Raw genomic sequence first — 19,414 nt, 5'->3', positions numbered from 1 at the left:
CATTATTTGAAGTAGGAGGGGAATTGAAATGGTAATGGGCGTAAGAGAAATTCGTGAACAGTTTAACCCTGCGAATACATCGGAATGTATTGGAAAAATCGAGTTACACACAATTGAAGAAACGGAAGTGAAAATTAGAGCAAGTGAGCAGGCATTCCAACAGTGGAGCAAATTGTCATCTGTATCACGTGGGGAAATTTTAAATTCTATGGCCAATTTATTAATCGAACATCTGGAGCCATTAGCTGAGCTTGCTTCGAAAGAGATGGGAAAAACGGTTCCGGAAATGATGGGTGAAGTTAAACGGGGGGCTTCGATTTTACGTTATTTCTCACAGGAAGGTATGCGTGCTGCTGGTGAGGTATTACCATCTGCTTCTGAAGATAAAATGCTTTATACGAAGCGCGTTCCTTTAGGAGTTGTAGGAGTTATTACTCCTTGGAATTTCCCGATTGCGATTCCGCTTTGGAAAATAGCTCCGGCACTTGTGTATGGCAATACGGTTGTGTGGAAGCCATCAATCGAAGTATCGCTGACAAGCCAGTATATCGCCGATTTGTTTGAAAAAGCGGGTTTGCCGAAAAATGTATTGAATATTGTACAGGGACGCGGATCGAAACTTGGGGCAGTAATTATAAAGTCTCCTAAAGTCAAAGCTATTTCGTTTACTGGTTCAAACGTAGTTGGCCAACAGATTTTAAATACAGCTGGTCCAATGAATAAAAAAATTCAATTGGAGCTTGGCGGAAAAAATGCGGCAATCATTCTTGCGGATGCGGATTTAGATTTGGCAGCCCGTCTGACGATTGAAGGTGCAATGAAGCAAACAGGGCAACGTTGTACCGCTACAAGCAGGGTGTATATTGAAGCATCTGTGTATGATACGGTAGTGGAAAAATTAATCGAAAATGCAAAGAAAATTAAAGTAGGAGAAACAATGGGGCCTCTTGCCTCAAAACAGCAATTCGAAAGCGTTATTGAACATATTGCACGTGCAAAAGCACAGGGAGCGAAATGCATTTTCGGTGGAAAACCTGTCGCAGAGTTATCCCATGGATATTTTGTAGAACCGACATTGTTTACTGAAGTTACGCATGATATGGATTTGGCAAGAGAAGAAATATTCGGTCCAGTTTTAGCCATATTTAAAGTGGCAGATTATGAAGAAGCAATTCGCTTATCAAATGATTCGGAGTTTGGATTAAGTGCTTCCATCTATACGACGAACATTCATAAGGCTTTTGATTTTATTGAACGCAGCGAAGTTGGCCTTGTGCAAATTAATGATGAAACAGGTGGCGCTGAGCCGCAAGCACCGTTTGGCGGCATGAAAAATTCAAGTACAGGTTTTCGTGAGCAGGGACAAGCTGCCAAAGAATTTTTCACTGTTTTGAAAACTGTAACAATCAATAGGATTCGTGTGAAAGGTAAGTGCGAACAATAGTATAACCAATTTAAAAGAAAGGGGCTGATCAGAAAGTCGAACACTTTCTGAACAGCCTTACTTCTTATAGTAATATTCTCTTAAAAACTTTGCTCCTGCGGTGGTCACATCAAACGCGCCTCCTCGTCGCAATTTATCTGCGGCGAAAGCATGTGCGACAGCCGCAAAGTGGGCGTCTCAAAATATTTTCAGACGCCCACCTTTTTTGGCAATAGCAAGTTAACTGAAATTAAGGGTATCCACCAATTAAAGAAATGGATAAAAAAGTAATTGTGAAAACAAATTTTTTAATTAGCCCTTATATAAGCCATACTTGTATCGGTTTTTTATAAACCTCGGTAATAGTTGGTTTATTGCCTAGGACATTTAACTACGTTCTCATACTATTTAAATTAGGTATTTTCATTACAAAATGAAAGGATGGGGCAATGAATTTTTTCCATTATCACAACCCTTATGGATATCCTTATTATTTTTATGAATCTCCGTATTATATGAATAGAAATTTAGAATATGTACAACACTATCCTTATTACGATTCAAGCAATTACCAAATGCCGTACAGAAATCCAAATTATAGCGGAAATAATGTAGATTATCAGAGAATGCTACCCTTATTTCCAAATCCTCATGGTTTCTCTCAATTCCCTAGTCAAGATTTGGGTCCTGAACCAGCTACGGTAGATATTGAAAAGGAAACGAAGAATAACAATGCGTATCGTACAGCCTTATGGACAGGTCCGCATTTGCAAGTAACATTGATGAGCATACTTCCTGGAGAAGATATTGGCTTAGAAATTCATCCAGATACTGATCAATTTTTACGAATTGAACAGGGCGAAGGAATTGTGGAGATGGGAAGAACTAAAAATCATTTGAATTATCGAAGAAGAGTCAAAGAAGATTCAGCCATTATGGTACCTGCTGGAACATGGCATAATGTAATAAATACAGGAAATATCCCATTAAAGCTTTATTCGATTTACGCACCGCCACATCACCCACATGGAACGGTTCAAAGAACGAAAGCTGAAGCCATGGCACAGGAAAACCATCAATAAATAGCCAAAACTCACAACCCTTTCATAAAAGGATTGTGAGTTTTTTATCTTACCATTTATTTACTAAAACAATTTTTCCAATTGCTTTACCGGATTCTAAGTGTTCATGGGCTTTGGAGACTTCATCAAATGTGAAAATGTTTGGATCAAGAAGCGGACGAAGTTTTCCATCTTCAATGATATTTGTAATCTTCTCTAAAATTTCACCATATTCTTTTCGTGATTCTTTGTTTAAGATTTTTAATAACATAAACGTTACGTGAAGTGATAATCCTTTCGAATGTAGTGGGGAGAGGTCATGGGTAGAACGAGCAGCAATTGCTAGAACTGTTCCGTGTAAAGCAGCTGCTTCAAAAGAGCGGTCTAAGTTCTCCCCTCCAACTGTGTCAAATACGATGTCAAAACCTTTACCATTCGTATATTTTTGTACATAATCTTGGACGCTTTCTTCCAGATAGTTGATTGTTACATCAGCCCCAAGACGAGCGCCGATTTCAAGCTTTTCTTTTGAAGAGGCAGTTGAGTAGACTTTCGCACCAGCCCATTTTGCCAGTTGGATGGCAACATGTCCCACACCGCCTGTTGCTGCATGGATTAATATGTTTTGTCCAGGAGCCAGCTTTCCTCGATTGAACAATGCTTCCCAAGCGGTGATGGCAACAAGCGGTATAGCAGCAGCTTCTTCCATTGATAAATTTTTTGGTTTATGGGCAAGTAAATCAGCATCGGCCAGCATGTACTCTGCCAACGCTCCCCCTGTAGTTCCTTTAAATCCACCGGCACAGCCGTAAACTTCATCTCCTACTTGAAATTTTGAGACCCCTTCACCAACTGCACAAACGACTCCAGCTACATCTCCATGTAATACAGCTGGAAATTCAGGAGCAACAGCGGGAACGAAACCAGAGCGAACTTTTGTATCAATGGGATTGACACTCGTTGCTTTTACTTGGATGAGCACATGGCCAGGAATGACTTCAGGTGTGGGAAGATCTTGAATTTGAAAGACGGATGGATTACCAAAAGTTTGAATGACTTGAGCTTTCATTTCTTGCACTCCTTTTTTATTTAAGAACTCGATGAATAATTAATGCTATAAAATTGATTTTATTCCCAATTTTGAGAAATTACAAATTTAGGATGAATTTTAAATAGAAAAATTCTCTTAATCTAGTGGAGGTTGGATAGGGAACATAATTTACACAACCTAGTTACACTAGAATTTTTATACACGAGTTACGAAGTGAAATGCACAAGTATAAGGGGATGTGCACAAGTCAGGAAGCTATATGCACAAGCTAAATAATCATCCACACAAGTTGGGAACGTATCTGAACAAAAGGATGTATTATCTACACAAGAACTGTAGTTATCCGCACAAGAAGGAAGTTTATATGCTCGAGTAATGAAACTATTCATACGAGTTAAGGTGTTAAACGCACAAGGGAGTGGATTATGTGCACGAGCTGAGAGTATATGTACGACTATGTGCACGAGTTAAGAAGGTAACTGCACAAGCTGAGTGGTTATATGCACGAGCAAAGAAGGTAAACGCACAAGCTGAGTGGTTATATGCACGAGCAAAGAAGGTAAACGCACAAGCTGAGTGGTTATTTGCACGAGCAAAGAAGGTAAACGCACAAGCCGAGTGGTTATATGCACGAGCAAAGAAGGTAAACGCACAAGCCGAGTGATTATCCGTACAAGCGAAGAAGCTAAACGCACCAGTATGTAGATTATCCGCACGAGCTAAGGATATCTATACGCCAAAACAGAATTTATCCTATCGTACAAAATAATTGAAAAATGTATGATATCATGTTATAAGTTAATTACCAAATAAGTACAATAGGTGATGGAGTTCACCTTTAACCGCCGAAGTTGGCTGATGACTCCTGCTGGTGATATGGAATTTCCCTATCACGAGCAGGAGTTTTTTTATGGAAAGGAGGAAAATCAAATGGTTTATATGTATGTCGGCATTGCAGGTGCACTAGGTGCCATTTCTAGATATTTCATCGGAATCACCTTCATGACTAATAGCGTGTTTCCTTGGGCTACACTTATCGTCAACTTAGTTGGAAGTTATTTATTAGCTTGGTTGACTACATCATTATTCAACAGAATTTCTGTATCGCCAATCATAGCAACTGCAATTAGTACAGGGTATGTCGGTTCATTTACAACTTTTTCTACATTGAGCGTCGAAACGATTGAGTTGTTTGAGAATCAGCATTATTTGTTAGGAGTGCTTTATGTTTTAGTAAGTATTATCGGTGGATTGGTTATGAGCCGATTAGGTTTTAAAGGCAGTAAGGAGGTTGATTCGACTTGTTGATGCATTTCGTATACGTGGGAATTGGGGGGTTTCTAGGCGCTATCTCTCGATTTGCCATTGCTAAAGTTTTAAATAAACAAGAGTCACTGCCCTTTGGAACAATGACTGTAAATTTATTAGGAGCGTTTATATTAGGCATCATCACGGGTGCAAAAGCAAATGAAACCTTGCTCTTACTTTTAGGGACAGGATTTCTTGGGGCATTTACAACCTTTTCAACATTGAAATTAGAACTCATTCAATTTTATTTAAAGAATAAAAAGCATTTTCTTTTGTACATAATAATCACTTACGGTGGAGGAATTGGTTTAGCAGTTTTAGGGTATTTGATTGGAAGCATTTGTTGGAACTAACTGTATGGAAGTTGCGGCTGTTTATTCATTTTGAACTTCGATATAATGAAAAAAATATTTCGCCTGAAGAAAAGGAGTAGCATGTGATGAAAAACAATCGGATTTATAACATGAAATTTTCAAGTGTATATCCTCTTTATATTCAGAAAGCAGAGAAAAAAGGTCGTACAAAAGAAGAAGTAGATGAAATAATTCGTTGGTTAACTGGATATAGCCAAGAAGAATTAGAGGCGCAAATAGAAAAAGAGTCAGATTTTGAAACATTCTTTAATGAAGCTCCTCAATTAAATGCTAATCGTAAACTCATCAAAGGTGTTATTTGTGGAGTGCGGGTAGAAGAGATTGAAGAACCTTTGATGCAGGAAATTCGTTATTTGGATAAACTGATCGATGAATTGGCAAAAGGAAAAGCGATGGAAAAAATTTTGCGAGCATAAAATAAAATTGTTTCTTTACTTTCTAAGAGATTCACCTATATTTTCAGCCCTGAATATCCTATTCCGAGACTGAATTACGGGAGGGTATGCATGGGCTATTTTGTTACTGTTGATTCGGGTGTAAAATTATATGTGGAAGATATTAATCCTCATGGAAAGAAAACCATTGTGTTTTTACACGGTTGGCCTTTAAATCATAATCAGTTTGAATATCAGTATAACGTCTTGCCGATGTTAGGATATCGTTGTATCGGCATTGATTGGAGAGGTTTCGGAAAATCGGATAGACCTTTTGAAGGATATTGTTACAACAGGTTAGCTGATGATGTTCGTGCAGTTGTGGATGCTCTAAAATTAAACAATTTTGCATTAGTAGGCCATTCTACTGGCGGAGCTATTGCAATACGTTATATGTCTCGTCATCATGGCTTTGGTGTATCGAAATTAATTCTTGTTGCGAGTGCAGCTCCAATCGGCTTTACACAAGAGACTGCACAAAGTTTTCTTCAACTAGCATATAATGATCGACCGAAAATGATGCAAAAAGTAATCGACGGATTTTTCTTCCAATATATTACAAAAGAATTTTCTGATTGGTTTATGAAAATGGGATTGGATGCAGCAAGTTGGTCGACAATTGCAATCATTAATACTTTAAGAGATGAAAATTTATATGCGGATCTTTCAAAAATTCATGTGCCTACGTTAATCATTCATGGAATACATGATAAAGTAATCCCTTTTGCACAAGCTCAAGAACTCAATGAACTCATACCAAATTCGAAGGTCGTTCCTTTCCAATATAGCGGCCATGGAACGTTTTGGGAAGAACGGGATCGATTTAATGAGGTATTATGGCAATTTATTTAAGGCGGATTGGAGTGATTCCAATTCGCTTTTTGCCTTTTGTCTTCTTTAGTCCAACTGTAAGTTTTGTCTAGATGAAAATGAAACTTCAACGAGGATCATTCGTCCAATCTTAGAAAAATCAATCATGCTAACATAAGATTTTGTCACTATCAAGGAGATATTTGACAATAAAGTTCAAGCGTATGATATAGTAGTTTTCCAATCGAAAATCTAAGGAAGAGAGGGAAAACGATGCAAAACCAAAGAAAGATTATACTAGATTTAGCCGTGACGTTGGATGGCTTTATAGAAGGGAAGAATGGGGAAATCGATTGGTGCATTATGGAACCAGAAATGAACTTTACGGAATTTCTCCATCAAATCGATACGATTTTTTACGGAAGAAAAAGTTATGAATTGTGGGGACAATATTCACCTGGAGAAAATGCAAGCGCAGAAGAAATAGAAATGTGGGAAATAATCGAAAGTAAAGAGAAATATGTGTTTTCTAGAACACAACAAAGTGCTGATGGGAAGGCTAAGTACATCAACGACAATGTAGTAGAAGAAGTAAAGAAAATAAAAAATAAACCTGGGAAAGATATTTGGTTATATGGAGGAGCCAGTCTCATTACAACATTTGTTAATCATGATTTAGTTGACGAATATCGTTTATCAGTCCATCCAATTATTCTAGGAGCGGGGAAACCATTGTTTATTGATATTCAACATAGAGTAGCACTAAAACTTGTAGAAGCAAAGACGTTTCCATCGGGAGTTGTTCAATTGATTTATCATAAAAAATAAAAATTTAATGGAGCGGAGAATAATGAAAGAATTACTCGTATTTGGTGAACTACATAAATACTTAAATAGCTTAGGTTTTATCGAATGTACTATTGCTAATAAGAGTTTATCATTAGGATATAAACCAATTACCATTAGAGGTGCTTCTAAAAAATTTGCAACTTTGAATGGTGATAAAAGATATCGTTGTTTAATTTTGCATGTTGATCCTGGAAATCCTGAATCTGCGAAAGGAAAAATCGTCCAAAAGGAGATACAAAAGATTTTAAATTTTGATATCGGGCAAATGAGAACATTTAAATTAAAAAAGCATGAAGTATTTATTCCATTTGAAGTAATAGATACAAAAGAGAAGATGGTATTATTAAAAAATTTCATAGGTAATCAATACAAGATTTTTTTAGAGAATTATTAGTAATTCTAGTTATTATTCAAAATCAATTGTTCAAATTGAATTTATTGCAACGATTTAAATAAAATTATGGAATGGGATAATTTTTTCAAACTTTCCTCATCTCATTTCGTCAATGAATTGGAAGTATCTCGAATGAAATTTATAGAAACGAAAAGAAATAGTGGGGTAATCACTATTGTCAGATTTCATAATCCTCCTTTCATGATGTATGTATCGTTCTCCATTGACAAACACTATCCTCATCATTCTTTTTTAGGATGGTGTACAGATGATACTTCGATTTGGTTATGTTTCAATGGCGCTCCCATTGTGGGAAGCGTCTCCTTCACATACAATTACTTTTACCAACTGGAAAAAACTCGATGAAACAAGTAGAGCCGAGAAATTATTAACCATCACGGAGCGAAATTTAAAAAATACAATTCGCATTCTCCATTACAATATTGCCCACGGAATACTAGTGTACCGAATGTCTTCATCTCTCATTCCATTAGCTGCACATCCGGAAGTGGATTGGGAGTTTATCTCCCCGTTTGAACATCTTTTTAAAGAAATCGGAGAAATGGTTCGAAATTATGGAATGCGGGTCAGCTTTCACCCAGGACAGTTTACTTTATTCACAAGTAAACAAGCTCATGTAACAAACAATGCCATTGTGGATATGACCTATCATTTTAAAATGTTGCAAGCAATGGGGCTAGAAAAAGAGGCAATGTTAAATATCCATGTTGGAGGAGCTTACGGGGATAAAGATGCATCTATTTCTCGATTTTATCAAAACTTCCAAAAATTAGATTCAACAATTCGCTTGCAAACGACTCTGGAAAATGATGATAAAACCTATACAGCAGAAGAGACATTAGCCATTTGTGAAAAATTAAAAGTACCTTTTGTATTTGATTACCATCACTATATAGTAAATAAAGGAGACTGTGAATTAGAAGAGTTGTTGCCAAGGATTTTTGCGACTTGGGAACATACAGGGAAAGTTCCGAAATTTCATTTATCATCACCAAAATCTGAAAAAATGTTACGGGCACATGCGGATTATGTTGATATGGATTTTGCTTTTCCATTAATTAAAGCCTTAAAGGATTTCGGAAAATCTGCAGATATTATGATTGAAGCAAAAGCGAAAGATCTTGCATGCCTCCGTTTTGTGGAGGAGCTAGGGAAATTGCGCGGCTTTAAGCGAATCAGTGGTGGGATAATTGAGATTTGAAATGGCAATCCATTGATTATCTCATTGTTTTTTTTAATAAACTTTCTAAAAAAATTTGACCTTTTTCACTATATTCTATAATATTACTAAGTAAAGTTGAATACCCGACTAGAACGGGAGAGGTTCATAGCATAACCCTCTATAAAAAACTATGAAACAATAATATTTCATCAGTTTTAATAGAATGAATTGGGTTTACCTCTCTTGAAAATGTTGGGAAACATTTTGCAAGGAGGTTTTTTTATGTCTAGTCGCAAATTGGAAGATGGTTTAAAGGATTTGACGCTGCTCGGTAATCAAAAGACGTCATATCCAACAAAATATGCGCCAGAAGTATTGGAAGCAGTGGATAATTTACATGTCAATCGGGATTATTTTGTAAAATTCAATTGTCCTGAATTTACTAGTCTTTGTCCGCTTACACAGCAGCCGGATTTTGCAACGATTTATATTTCTTATATTCCGGATAAAAAATTGGTGGAAAGCAAATCGCTGAAATTATATTTATTCAGTTTTCGAAATCATGGAGATTTTCATGAAGACTGCGTAAATATCATTATGAATGATTTAATTGAATTATTAGATCCAAGATATATTGAAGTGTGGGGGAAATTTACTCCGCGCGGGGGAATTTCAATCGATCCATGGTGCAACTACGGAAGACCTGGAACGAAATATGAAGAAATGGCAAATTACCGTTTAATGAATCATGATTTATATCCAGAAAAAGTGGATAATCGATAAATGAATAACAGAGGTTCTTAGCTACCCTCTATAAAAAACTAAGAAGAAACAGCATTTCCTTCTTAGGATGCTGTTTTTTCTTTATGAAGGAGTGTCTTTAATGATATTAAAAGAAGAAAATGCAATCGTCGTATTCAGTGGTGGACAAGACAGCACGACATGTTTGTTTTGGGCAAAAGAACAGTTTAAAGAAGTGGAAGCTGTGACGTTTGATTATGGTCAAAGACATCGATTGGAAATTGAATGTGCAAAGGAAATCGCAAAGAAAGTAGGGGTAAAGCATCACATTCTTGATATGTCCCTTTTAAATCAGCTAGCTCCAAACGCACTAACACGGGATGATATCGAAGTTGAGGAAGGGAAAGATGGCGAGCTTCCTTCTACCTTTGTGCCGGGGCGCAATTTGCTATTCCTTTCCTTTGCAGGGGTGTTAGCAAGCCAAGTAGGAGCAAAGCATATCGTAACAGGCGTATGTGAAACGGATTTTAGTGGCTATCCTGATTGCCGTGATGTTTTTATCAAATCGTTGAATGTAACAATGAATTTAGCGATGGATGATACGTTTGTCATTCATACGCCGCTCATGTGGTTAACGAAAGCACAAACATGGGAACTGGCAGACCAATTAGGTGTGCTTGATTTTGTACGAAACAATACATTGACTTGCTATAACGGAATCATTGCAGATGGCTGTGGAGAATGTCCAGCATGTAAGTTGAGAAAAAGAGGTCTTGATGAGTATTTACGTTCTAGAAAGGGTGCTTCACATGTTAGATTTTAGAATTGTTGATAAGCTTCAAAAACTAGATGAAGATATTCAAAGAGACCAATTGAGATATCACTCGAAGCGTGTGCTCGTCAGCAAGGAATTTACATTTGATGCCGCCCATCATTTGCATGCATATGAAGGGAAATGCAAAAACCTCCATGGGCATACGTACAAAGTAGTGCTTGGAGTAAGCGGATATCCGGATGATCGAGGGTTAGTTATTGATTTTGCTGACCTTAAAGACATTTGGAAAGAAAAAATTGAAATCTATTTGGACCACCGCTATTTAAATGAAACGTTGCCGACAATGAATACAACAGCTGAGAATATGGTCGTTTGGATTTATGAAAAATTGGCGGAAGCGTTGCAGGAGAAAGGTTTTGACGGGGCGCGGGTAGAATTTATTCGACTCTATGAGACTCCTACAAGTTATGCAGAAGCTAGACGGGAGTGGATGGAAAGTGAGTAAAATTCCCGTTATGGAGATTTTTGGCCCTACCATTCAGGGAGAAGGGATGGTCATCGGGCAAAAGACGATGTTTGTTCGCACGGCAGGCTGTGACTACTCTTGTGAATGGTGCGACTCAGCCTTTACATGGGATGGCAGCGGTAAAGAGTTGATTCGGCAAATGACCGCAGAAGAAATTTGGACGGAATTGAAACGGCTTGGCGGAGACGGATTCTCTTTTGTAACGATCTCAGGCGGCAACCCGGCATTAATTCGGAATTTAGAAGGATTAGTGCGGATTTTAAAGGAGAATGGAATCCAAATTGGCGTCGAAACTCAAGGCTCTAGATGGCAAGATTGGCTGTACGATGTAAATCAAGTGACGATTTCCCCAAAACCGCCAAGTTCTGGGATGAAAACAGATTTTACTGTGCTTACTGAAATCATAGATAAGCTAAATGCCCGAAACGGCAACCAGCACATTTCATTGAAAGTCGTTGTATTTGATGAGGAAGATTATGAATATGCAAAAAAAGTACATTTAAGATATCCGACTATTCCATTTTTCTTACAGGTTGGCAATGATGACACAACTACAAAAGATCAAACGAAACTCGTTAGCCACTTACTGAAAAAATATGAAAGGCTCATTAACAAAGTAATGGCAGATGAGGAATTACAAAACGTGAAAGTACTGCCGCAACTCCATACCCTTGTGTGGGGGAATAAAAGAGGCGTGTAGGGGCCAGAAAGGACTTCTATAAAATTTGCGAAGATCCTGATAATCGCCGAATAGAGGAACATAATCGCCAAAGGAAAAAAACGTTTCTGCAGAACCCGATAATCGCCAACCAGGCAAGAATAATCGCCAAATCGCCGAACTTATTCGCCAACCAAAGAGGCAAACCGTCTTCTGACCGCCAAATTCTTCAAAATTTAAAAAGGAGCATGTCCAAAAGAGACTGCTCCTTCCTTTTATTTTTTAGTTCGTAAAATCGATTACCATTCGACCAGTGAACTTTCCTTGCTCCATTTCTTCCATGATATCATTGATTTCTTCAAGTTTTCGGAGGGTTACTCTAGGTACTACTTTTCCTTCAGCTGCAAATTGGAACGCTTCTTTCAAATCTTGGCGGGTACCGACGAGGGAACCGACCACTTGAATGCCGTCCAGCACAAGGCGAGGAATATCAAGATCCATTTTATCAACAGGCAAACCAACTGCAACAACCCGGGCGCCTGCTTTTACGACATCTACAGCCTGGTTGAATGGTGCTTTCGCCACAGCTGTCACAACGCAAGCGTCCAATCCTTTTCCATCTGTGATTTCAATGACTTTTTCTTTCGGATTTTCTTTTAACGAATTCACCGTGACATCTGCTCCCATTTCTTTTGCAAAGGCCAATTTATTGTCATTAATATCGAATGCGACTACTCTTGCGCCAAATACATTTTTCGCATATTGGACAGCCAGGCTTCCTAAACCGCCAATGCCAAATACGCCAATCCATTGCCCAGGCCGGATATCCGACACTTTTACCGCTTTATATGTTGTCACTCCGGCGCATGTAATGGAAGTGGCAGCTGCCGGATCCAAGTTGTCAGGCACTTTTACCACATAATTGGCAACCACGATTGCCTGTTCCGCCATGGCTCCGTCAACCGTATAGCCGGCATTTTTTACATTTCGGCACAACGTTTCTCTTCCTGTTGTGCAATACTCGCAATGGCCACAGCTTTCGTATAACCAAGGAATGGCTACCCGGTCGCCGATTTTTAAGGAAGTGACCCCTTCAGCCACTTCAACGACTTTTCCAACGCCTTCATGGCCAAGAACAACACCTGTGACATCCCCAAAATCCCCGTTTTTCACGTGCAAATCTGTGTGGCAAACTCCGCAATATTCCATCTGTACCAAAGCTTCACCATGTTTAAGCGGACGTAATTGTTTGTCCACCACACTCACCGTTTTTTCTTTTGAAACAACTGCAGCTTTCAATAATAATCCCCCTTTGTTTGAATTTCGTACATGGAAGCGTATCCATATACTTAAAAATAAAGATACTAGCAGAGAGTATGTTCAGCAATATAGGAAATACTACTATTTAATGTAAATAGATTTCCATTTTTCGACATAAAAAAATAGGGAGATAAGCGCGGATTATATCTCTTTGTGAATAGTAAAATATGATTATCAAAATAAGTTTTATAGAGGATGAAAATACTACTGTTGAGTTACAAATCATCGTCTTTTGAAAAATTTATCTCTTTTCTGCAAACAATAAAAGCAATGTGGCCAATGGTCCCAATAAAAGTGAAATCAAGAACCAGTTCAATCCGGAGCGGTTTTTTCCTTGGGCAAGCCCTGCATTGATCAACGCCAAAGTGCCCCAACCAACAACATATTCGTTTTCCATGATAGCCTCCTCATTGATTCCTTTATATATATTATAATCCTGGAATCTGATCATGGTTATATTATATAGGAGAAAAAATCCATATTTATAGGAAAATATTCAGTTTGAAAAATACTTAGCCAATCCATTTTTATGGCATAATGAAATGAAAAAACGTAAAAGGAGAATCTCGATGATCCAAATTGGAAAAATCACAATCTATGTTGAAGATCAGGAACAGGCAAAAGATTTTTGGATTAACAAAGTAGGGTTTGTATTGAAATTCGAACAGCCGATGGGGCCTGGGATGGCGTGGATTGAGGTGGGACCTGAAAATGATTTTGCGACATTGGTGCTATACTCAAAAGCATTGATGAAGAAACAAAAACCGGAAAATGTCGCTCATCCAACCCTCCTTTTCAGCACACCGAACATTGAAGAGGCGTATGAGCGGTTGAAAAATAATGGCGTAAAGGTGGATGAACTCCAAAAATTTCCTTATGGTTCGATGTTCACTTTCTATGACCAAGATGGAAATCAGTATTTGTTGAGAGAAGATAAATAATAATGTCAGCTAATCGTGCTATCCGGAGAGAAGGACTTTCCGGGTAGTCTTTTTATTTGATCCACGGCGGTAAAACGGTGTATGTCACAAGACAGCAGCTTTTAGATTCATCTGCCTCATCGCTATAATAATGAAGAAATTGTAAATAATAAAAGAGGCCCTCTTGTCCGATAAACTTTGTTTGATTTATTATAAAGACAGCATCAGTTCTATCGATGTAAAGGCTAAAAGAAGAAGGAGACTTGACATGAAGCACATTTACACTGGTAAAACGAAAAATGTTTACGAATTGGAAGATGGCAACTATTTATTGGAATTCAAAGATGACGTAACAGGCGTTGACGGGGTATTTGACCCAGGTGCCAATACGGTGGGATTGACAATTGAAGGTGCAGGACTTGCAGGATTGAAATTGACGAAATATTTCTTCGAATTGCTTAATGAGAAAGGCATCCCAACACATTTTATTGAAGCGGATATCGATAAAAAGACGATGAAAGTGAAACCGGCGGAAACTTTCGGCAAAGGCTTGGAAGTGATTTGCCGCTTCCGCGCAGTGGGGAGCTTCTTGCGCCGCTACGGCCTTTATGCAACAGAAGGGCAACCTCTTGATGCCTTTGTGGAAGTGACAATTAAAGACGATGAACGGGAAGACCCGCCAATCAGCGAAGATGCGTTGGACATGCTTGGCATTTTATCCAAAACGGAATACAAAGTGTTAAAAGAACTTACACAAAAAATCGCCGGCATTGTAAAAGAAGAATTGGCGAAAAAAGGCATCGAACTTTACGATATTAAATTCGAATTCGGCCGTGATAAAGAAACGAATGAAATCATGTTGATTGACGAAATTTCCGGCGGCAACATGCGCGCCTACAAAAACGGCGAATACATCGAGCCGTTGGAATTGGAAAAATTGATTTTGGAAGGATAGAGATAGGGACTGGTAGAAAAAGAGCGGGTGGAGAAGACCATGGAGTGTTGCCATTCGCTCTTTTTTGCATTTTAAACCCGGAGAAAAAATGCACTTTGATTTGAATTAACTCCCTTGGCAGCTGCCGGGGGTTTTTCTTTGGACGTGCGACAGTTGAAGTTCTTGTAACAATGGTTTATTTTGATAAATGAACGTTTATAAACTGAGAGTTTAGGAGTGCAAATAATGAAAAAGAAAGTGGTTTTGATCAGTACGGGCGGCACGATTGCTAGCGGCGTGAATCCGGAAACGGGGCTCCTCACATCCGGCATGTTGACGGGGGAAGATTTGTCCAAACAATGTGTGCTGCCATCACATATTGAATTGAAGGTAGAAACCCTATTCCATTTGCCAAGCAATGAAATGACCTTTGACCATTTAATTCAGTTAAAAGAAAAAATTGAACAAGTTTTTGAGGATCAAGAAGTGGCAGGAGTGGTCGTGACCCACGGAACGGATACGCTGGAGGAAACGGCGTATTTCTTGGATTTGACAATTGGTGACGGGCGGCCGGTGGTGGTGACAGGCGCCCAACGAAGCCCGGCCACGATTGGAACGGATGCCTTTTCCAACTTGCGTCAAGCCATCATTTTGGCTGCAAGCGATGAAGCGAGAAACTTGGGCGCGGTTGTGTTGTTCAATGAAAAGATTTTGCCCGCCCGCTATGTGAAGAAGTGCCACGCCTCCAACGTGGACGGCTTCAACGCGCCGGGGTTCGGCCATTTGGGGTATGTGGATGATGAAGAAGTCATTTTATATGGAAAAGCGGTGAAAAGGGAAACCTATGAGCTGAAATCCGAATTGCCTTATGTGGAAATCATCAAATGTTCATTGGGCTCCGATGGCCGCTTGATTAAGTATGCGGTGGAGACGGGAGCAAAAGGCATTGTCCTTGAAGCGTTCGGCCGAGGCCAAGTCCACCCGGCTGTTGCGGAACAAGTGCAATATGCCATTGAAAAAGGCGTCATCGTGGTGGTGACAACAAGCACGGCGGAAGGAAACGTCAAAGTGGTGTACGACACTCCAGGCACTGCCTACGACTTGCAAAAGAAAGGCGCCATCCTCGGCCGCGACTACGACAGCAAAAAAGCCCGCATGAAGCTGGCGGTGATGTTGGCTGCCGAGGTGGGGGAGATTAAGGAAAGATTTTAATACAAGTGGAAAATTATGTAAAAAGCATCTCTGTTCATGAACTGTGGATGCTTTTTATTTTTTGGATAAATTATGAAAATCATAATTCACTAATTTGCATTTATATAATAAATTTGTAAAATTTAAGAAAAAATATAATTGACTGCTGTAATTTTTCGCATGATTGTATATGAAACAACAAAAGTAGAATTTATGAATCATGTTTTTTTGGATGTGCTTATAAAGAACTTTGGAATGAAACTGGCGATCCAGTATGGGAATTTTTGTATCAATTTTCTAAAACTAAACAATATAAAGCTAAGTAATAAATACTGTCTTTGTTATTAAAATTATAGTAGTTTTTTGGGTGGAGTGGGTAGTATATAATTTGACTCACTCTTTCCCATATTTTTATAAAAGAGGATGTTTCAGTATGGATATTTATGTATGTATAGATTTTTTTGCCGAATATTCTTTAAAAAGTGAACTCGAAAGACTTTTTGGAAAATTTGATATTTCATTAAACTTTCCGGATAAGCCGAAAATGGGGACTGAAGTATATCTTCAGGTTCCAATCCGACTCAACGGAAAGGTAGGAATAGATACAATTTCTTATATCACTTCTCATTTAAAAAAAGAATACCAGATTTCATGTGGTGAATCATTTTCTTGCAGGTTTAATTATTTAGATTTTGAACGATCGCCTTTTTTTAGGTTGGTTTCTACAGGTAATTCATCAAAAGCGTTTTTAGAACACAAAAAGGATGGAATTAAATGGAAGACGATTTGCCCATCTTGCGGCATTCAGGAAAAAGTTCAGACTTCCCCTTTAGTCATGGATACTTCAAAAGTGGGGGATCGATATATGGTCAATGTCGGTGTCGATTACTGGGTTGTATCGGAGAAAATGGCGTATTTAATGAAAGAGTGGGAAATAACAGGGTACGAATTGAGAGAGGTGATACATAGCGGTAAAAAGCCTGCACAGCCCGTATTTCAAGTGATTCCTACAAATGTTCTTCCATCATGGAGTTCCGAAATGAAACATTATTATTTTATTACGGAACCGGAAGAACGATGTCAAACGTGTAACATTAGAGGACGGATTGATTATCCATATCACTATAATAAAAGGGATCTTGAACAATATCCTATTAAAGATATAAATATCATGAAAGAGTTGAAATCTAATGGAAGCTGGGCGTATAGACCTGTATTTCTGAGTAAAAAATTTAGAGATTTGTTAATTGAAAATGGCATCACTCGGGAAGTTATAAATAGAGACGATGATAATTACAAATCAAGAAATTGGTTGTTTGAACCGGTTGTTATCATTGAATGAACAATATTACTTGTATTTTTGGGCTGCTTAGCTTTTTACGTTAAGCAGCTCAATCTTGTGGCCCTTCTTCAATTAAAGTTTCTAAGTCAATCGCAATTGTATCGTATGGTACGCTTTTTTCTTCCTCCGAGTAACCATCGTAATATTTCACTGCTTTTCCATTTTGGTTGACTAAATAAAAGGAATAATTATTTGGTTCCTGGTATTGTTTTTTCCGGATTAGTAGTTACAGTATTTGGTTATTCAAAAGGACAGAGTTAGTAATCAAAAAATGTTCAAATTGGAGCTTTATGGCTTGAAATCCTACTAAGTTCAGAGAAAACGATTACAGTTTTGCGATTCACTGGGCTATCAAGCTGATCATAAATTCCACTAAGTTCAAAGAAATCTCGATCAGTTCTTCGTCCGTTTCCTCCACCGTGATTTTTAAATCCCACTGAGTTCAGAGAAAACTGGAATGTCAAAAGTGGAAGATTGGTTTGACAAAGATTCCTTTAAATCCCACTAAGTTCAGAGAAAACTCACTACTTTTCAAAACGATTGTTTCCTTGATTCCATTCTTTAAATCCCACTAAGTTCAGAGAAAACCTTGAAGCCATCCATTTCAAGACGTTTGACGATTAAGGCTTTAAATCCCACTAAGTTCAGAGAAAACGAAGAACGTGTTCCGGAATCAATCAAACAGAAGTTCTTTAAATCCCACTAAGTTCAGAGAAAACTGAAACCGAAGATGGAAAAACAAGAATAAAAGGAATCTTTAAATCCCACTAAGTTCAGAGAAAACCACAAATCAAACAACCGGAGACACATGGCAATACACCTTTAAATCCCACTAAGTTCAGAGAAAACTGTGTTTAACGAACATATCGGAAAAGCAATTGCATTCTTTAAATCCCACTAAGTTCAGAGAAAACTTAACCTTCATGCTATCACTCCTTCAAGAAAAAAAGCTTTAAATCCCACTAAGTTCAGAGAAAACAATAAGCACCCCGTCGATTTCAATGGGGTGCTTGATCTTTAAATCCCACTAAGTTCAGAGAAAACAAACAGGCATTGTACAAGCAAAATACAACAAATACACCTTTAAATCCCACTAAGTTCAGAGAAAACTTAAAATGTATAGATCCTTGCTTTTTTCAAGTACTTTCCTTTAAATCCCACTAAGTTCAGAGAAAACGGTCTCAAGATAGCCGTTTTAAATTTGCCGAATAACACTTTAAATCCCACTAAGTTCAGAGAAAACGAGGCTTAGTAATCGATTTAATTGTGCCAGCATTTACTTTAAATCCCACTAAGTTCAGAGAAAACGAGATTCGTCAAGAAAGCTACGATTTACTCGAAGCTCTTTAAATCCCACTAAGTTCAGAGAAAACGTTTATCATAGCTGAATAAATATGGTGTAAAATTTGCTCCTTTAAATCCCACTAAGTTCAGAGAAAACCTTGATTTAAGCAAGAATTCTAATAATACTAAGAAAATCTTTAAATCCCACTAAGTTCAGAGAAAACTAAATCATTTGATGATGAACTTTTGTTGCCGGTCATGACTTTAAATCCCACTAAGTTCAGAGAAAACTTCTTCTGTAATACTCTTACCTACATCTTCAACTTCCTTTAAATCCCACTAAGTTCAGAGAAAACTTTCTTCCAATCTTTTCCCAGTTCTTTTGAAGCAACTTTAAATCCCACTAAGTTCAGAGAAAACTTTCTTCCAATCTTTTCCCAGTTCTTTTGAAGCAACTTTAAATCCCACTAAGTTCAGAGAAAACTCCATCCGCTCGCTTGACCAATATAGGATACTAAGCTTTAAATCCCACTAAGTTCAGAGAAAACTCTGCAAAAGCTTTACGCGCTACTGCGTTATATGCCTTTAAATCCCACTAAGTTCAGAGAAAACAGTAATTTACAAGCTTTCTTTGCACAAAATGTTGAAACTTTAAATCCCACTAAGTTCAGAGAAAAGGTAAAAAGCCTGTAGTGATTGAAGTTTTTAAATGGACCTTTAAATCCCACTAAGTTCAGAGAAAACATTGTTCTCTGATATTTCGTTCATCCCGTCTTTATACTTTAAATCCCACTAAGTTCAGAGAAAACACCAAGCGTTGAATTGTTAATCGTTCC

21 protein-coding genes, 1 CRISPR repeat array and 3 riboswitches (1 of these 25 running past the window's edge) are annotated in these 19,414 nt (G+C 38.0%); of the genes, 18 read left to right on the top strand and 3 right to left on the bottom strand.

Annotated elements, in window-relative coordinates; translation table 11 throughout:
* The first annotated feature begins 28 nt into the window (after positions 1-28).
* Together UtA1_RS15800 and UtA1_RS15795 are read left to right on the top strand one after the other, a co-directional pair.
* The gene (locus UtA1_RS15800; RefSeq protein WP_096552129.1) at positions 29-1,444 is read left to right on the top strand and encodes an aldehyde dehydrogenase family protein; all 1,416 of its coding nucleotides are present in this window, start codon (positions 29-31) and stop codon (positions 1,442-1,444) included.
* A 428-nt stretch (positions 1,445-1,872) separates the two neighbouring features.
* Positions 1,873-2,505, top strand: a complete 633-nt coding sequence (locus UtA1_RS15795; protein ID WP_096552127.1) for a cupin domain-containing protein — start codon at positions 1,873-1,875, stop codon at positions 2,503-2,505.
* Positions 2,506-2,554: 49 nt separating this feature from the next.
* On the opposite strand, the gene UtA1_RS15790 is transcribed toward UtA1_RS15795, so the two are convergent.
* Positions 2,555-3,553 carry a zinc-dependent alcohol dehydrogenase family protein gene (locus UtA1_RS15790; protein WP_096552125.1) on the bottom strand — a complete coding sequence of 333 codons (999 nt, stop codon included), beginning with the start codon at positions 3,551-3,553 and terminating at the stop codon, positions 2,555-2,557.
* Between the two features lie 409 nt (positions 3,554-3,962).
* On the opposite strand from UtA1_RS15790, the gene UtA1_RS15785 reads away from it, so the two are divergent.
* The 12 genes from UtA1_RS15785 (at position 3,963) to queE (ending at position 11,629) form a co-directional block, all read left to right on the top strand.
* Positions 3,963-4,199 (top strand): hypothetical protein, encoded by a 237-nt coding sequence (locus tag UtA1_RS15785; protein WP_096552123.1) that lies wholly within the window; start codon positions 3,963-3,965, stop codon positions 4,197-4,199.
* A 148-nt stretch (positions 4,200-4,347) separates the two neighbouring features.
* Positions 4,348-4,410, top strand: a riboswitch (Fluoride riboswitch).
* Between the two features lie 55 nt (positions 4,411-4,465).
* Positions 4,466-4,843: a fluoride efflux transporter FluC gene (locus UtA1_RS15780; RefSeq protein WP_016839081.1), complete on the top strand. Its 378-nt coding sequence runs from the start codon at positions 4,466-4,468 to the stop codon at positions 4,841-4,843.
* Complete coding sequence (locus UtA1_RS15775; RefSeq protein WP_197722764.1) at positions 4,843-5,196, top strand: CrcB family protein; 354 nt, start codon at positions 4,843-4,845, stop codon at positions 5,194-5,196. The genes UtA1_RS15780 and UtA1_RS15775 overlap by 1 nt, the downstream gene beginning before the upstream one ends.
* Positions 5,197-5,282: 86 nt before the next feature.
* On the top strand, positions 5,283-5,633 hold the full coding sequence (locus tag UtA1_RS15770) for a DUF2200 domain-containing protein (protein ID WP_096552119.1): 351 nt from the start codon (positions 5,283-5,285) through the stop codon (positions 5,631-5,633).
* A gap of 90 nt (positions 5,634-5,723) precedes the next feature.
* Positions 5,724-6,503: an alpha/beta fold hydrolase gene (locus UtA1_RS15765; RefSeq protein ID WP_016839078.1), complete on the top strand. Its 780-nt coding sequence runs from the start codon at positions 5,724-5,726 to the stop codon at positions 6,501-6,503.
* A 231-nt stretch (positions 6,504-6,734) separates the two neighbouring features.
* A complete protein-coding gene (locus UtA1_RS15760) occupies positions 6,735-7,289 on the top strand; it encodes a dihydrofolate reductase family protein (protein ID WP_096552117.1) in 555 nt (184 codons plus the stop codon).
* Positions 7,290-7,311: 22 nt separating this feature from the next.
* Positions 7,312-7,704, top strand: coding sequence for a hypothetical protein (locus UtA1_RS15755; RefSeq protein ID WP_096552115.1), 393 nt, complete (start codon positions 7,312-7,314; stop codon positions 7,702-7,704).
* A gap of 268 nt (positions 7,705-7,972) precedes the next feature.
* On the top strand, positions 7,973-8,926 hold the full coding sequence (gene uvsE, locus UtA1_RS15750; RefSeq protein ID WP_096552113.1) for a UV DNA damage repair endonuclease UvsE: 954 nt from the start codon (positions 7,973-7,975) through the stop codon (positions 8,924-8,926).
* 113 nt (positions 8,927-9,039) lie between these two features.
* Positions 9,040-9,085: riboswitch (PreQ1 riboswitch) on the top strand.
* Positions 9,086-9,169: 84 nt separating this feature from the next.
* Positions 9,170-9,670: a preQ(1) synthase gene (gene queF / locus UtA1_RS15745; RefSeq protein WP_016839074.1), complete on the top strand. Its 501-nt coding sequence runs from the start codon at positions 9,170-9,172 to the stop codon at positions 9,668-9,670.
* Between the two features lie 4 nt (positions 9,671-9,674).
* A riboswitch (PreQ1 riboswitch) is annotated at positions 9,675-9,718 on the top strand.
* A gap of 52 nt (positions 9,719-9,770) precedes the next feature.
* A complete protein-coding gene (queC, locus tag UtA1_RS15740; protein WP_096552111.1) occupies positions 9,771-10,451 on the top strand; it encodes a 7-cyano-7-deazaguanine synthase QueC in 681 nt (226 codons plus the stop codon).
* Positions 10,438-10,908, top strand: coding sequence for a 6-carboxytetrahydropterin synthase QueD (gene queD / locus UtA1_RS15735; protein ID WP_096552109.1), 471 nt, complete (start codon positions 10,438-10,440; stop codon positions 10,906-10,908). The genes queC and queD overlap by 14 nt, the downstream gene beginning before the upstream one ends.
* Positions 10,901-11,629, top strand: coding sequence for a 7-carboxy-7-deazaguanine synthase QueE (gene queE, locus UtA1_RS15730; RefSeq protein WP_096552107.1), 729 nt, complete (start codon positions 10,901-10,903; stop codon positions 11,627-11,629). Before queD ends, queE begins: the two co-directional genes overlap by 8 nt.
* 240 nt (positions 11,630-11,869) lie before the next feature.
* Here the strand turns inward: queE and adhP are convergent, their stop codons facing one another.
* Positions 11,870-12,886 (bottom strand): alcohol dehydrogenase AdhP, encoded by a 1,017-nt coding sequence (adhP, locus tag UtA1_RS15725; RefSeq protein WP_096552104.1) that lies wholly within the window; start codon positions 12,884-12,886, stop codon positions 11,870-11,872.
* Between the two features lie 262 nt (positions 12,887-13,148).
* A complete protein-coding gene (locus tag UtA1_RS17345; protein ID WP_016838205.1) occupies positions 13,149-13,304 on the bottom strand; it encodes a hypothetical protein in 156 nt (51 codons plus the stop codon).
* 172 nt (positions 13,305-13,476) lie between these two features.
* Between UtA1_RS17345 and UtA1_RS15720 the strand changes: the two genes are divergently transcribed.
* From UtA1_RS15720 to UtA1_RS17725, 4 genes are all read left to right on the top strand, one after another.
* Positions 13,477-13,848 (top strand): VOC family protein, encoded by a 372-nt coding sequence (locus UtA1_RS15720; RefSeq protein WP_096552102.1) that lies wholly within the window; start codon positions 13,477-13,479, stop codon positions 13,846-13,848.
* Positions 13,849-14,095: 247 nt separating this feature from the next.
* Complete coding sequence (locus UtA1_RS15715; RefSeq protein ID WP_096552100.1) at positions 14,096-14,782, top strand: phosphoribosylaminoimidazolesuccinocarboxamide synthase; 687 nt, start codon at positions 14,096-14,098, stop codon at positions 14,780-14,782.
* Between the two features lie 225 nt (positions 14,783-15,007).
* Positions 15,008-15,973 carry an asparaginase gene (locus tag UtA1_RS15710; RefSeq protein ID WP_096552097.1) on the top strand — a complete coding sequence of 322 codons (966 nt, stop codon included), beginning with the start codon at positions 15,008-15,010 and terminating at the stop codon, positions 15,971-15,973.
* A 412-nt stretch (positions 15,974-16,385) separates the two neighbouring features.
* The gene (locus tag UtA1_RS17725; RefSeq protein WP_232019865.1) at positions 16,386-17,294 is read left to right on the top strand and encodes a hypothetical protein; all 909 of its coding nucleotides are present in this window, start codon (positions 16,386-16,388) and stop codon (positions 17,292-17,294) included.
* A 424-nt stretch (positions 17,295-17,718) separates the two neighbouring features.
* Positions 17,719-19,414: direct repeats of the CRISPR family, unit length 29 nt; unit sequence CTTTAAATCCCACTAAGTTCAGAGAAAAC (it continues 363 nt past the right edge of the window).

The sequence above is a fragment of the Ureibacillus thermosphaericus genome (assembly GCF_002370195.2).
Classification (GTDB): domain Bacteria; phylum Bacillota; class Bacilli; order Bacillales_A; family Planococcaceae; genus Ureibacillus; species Ureibacillus thermosphaericus.
This window is presented reverse-complemented; position numbering and strand designations above follow the sequence as displayed.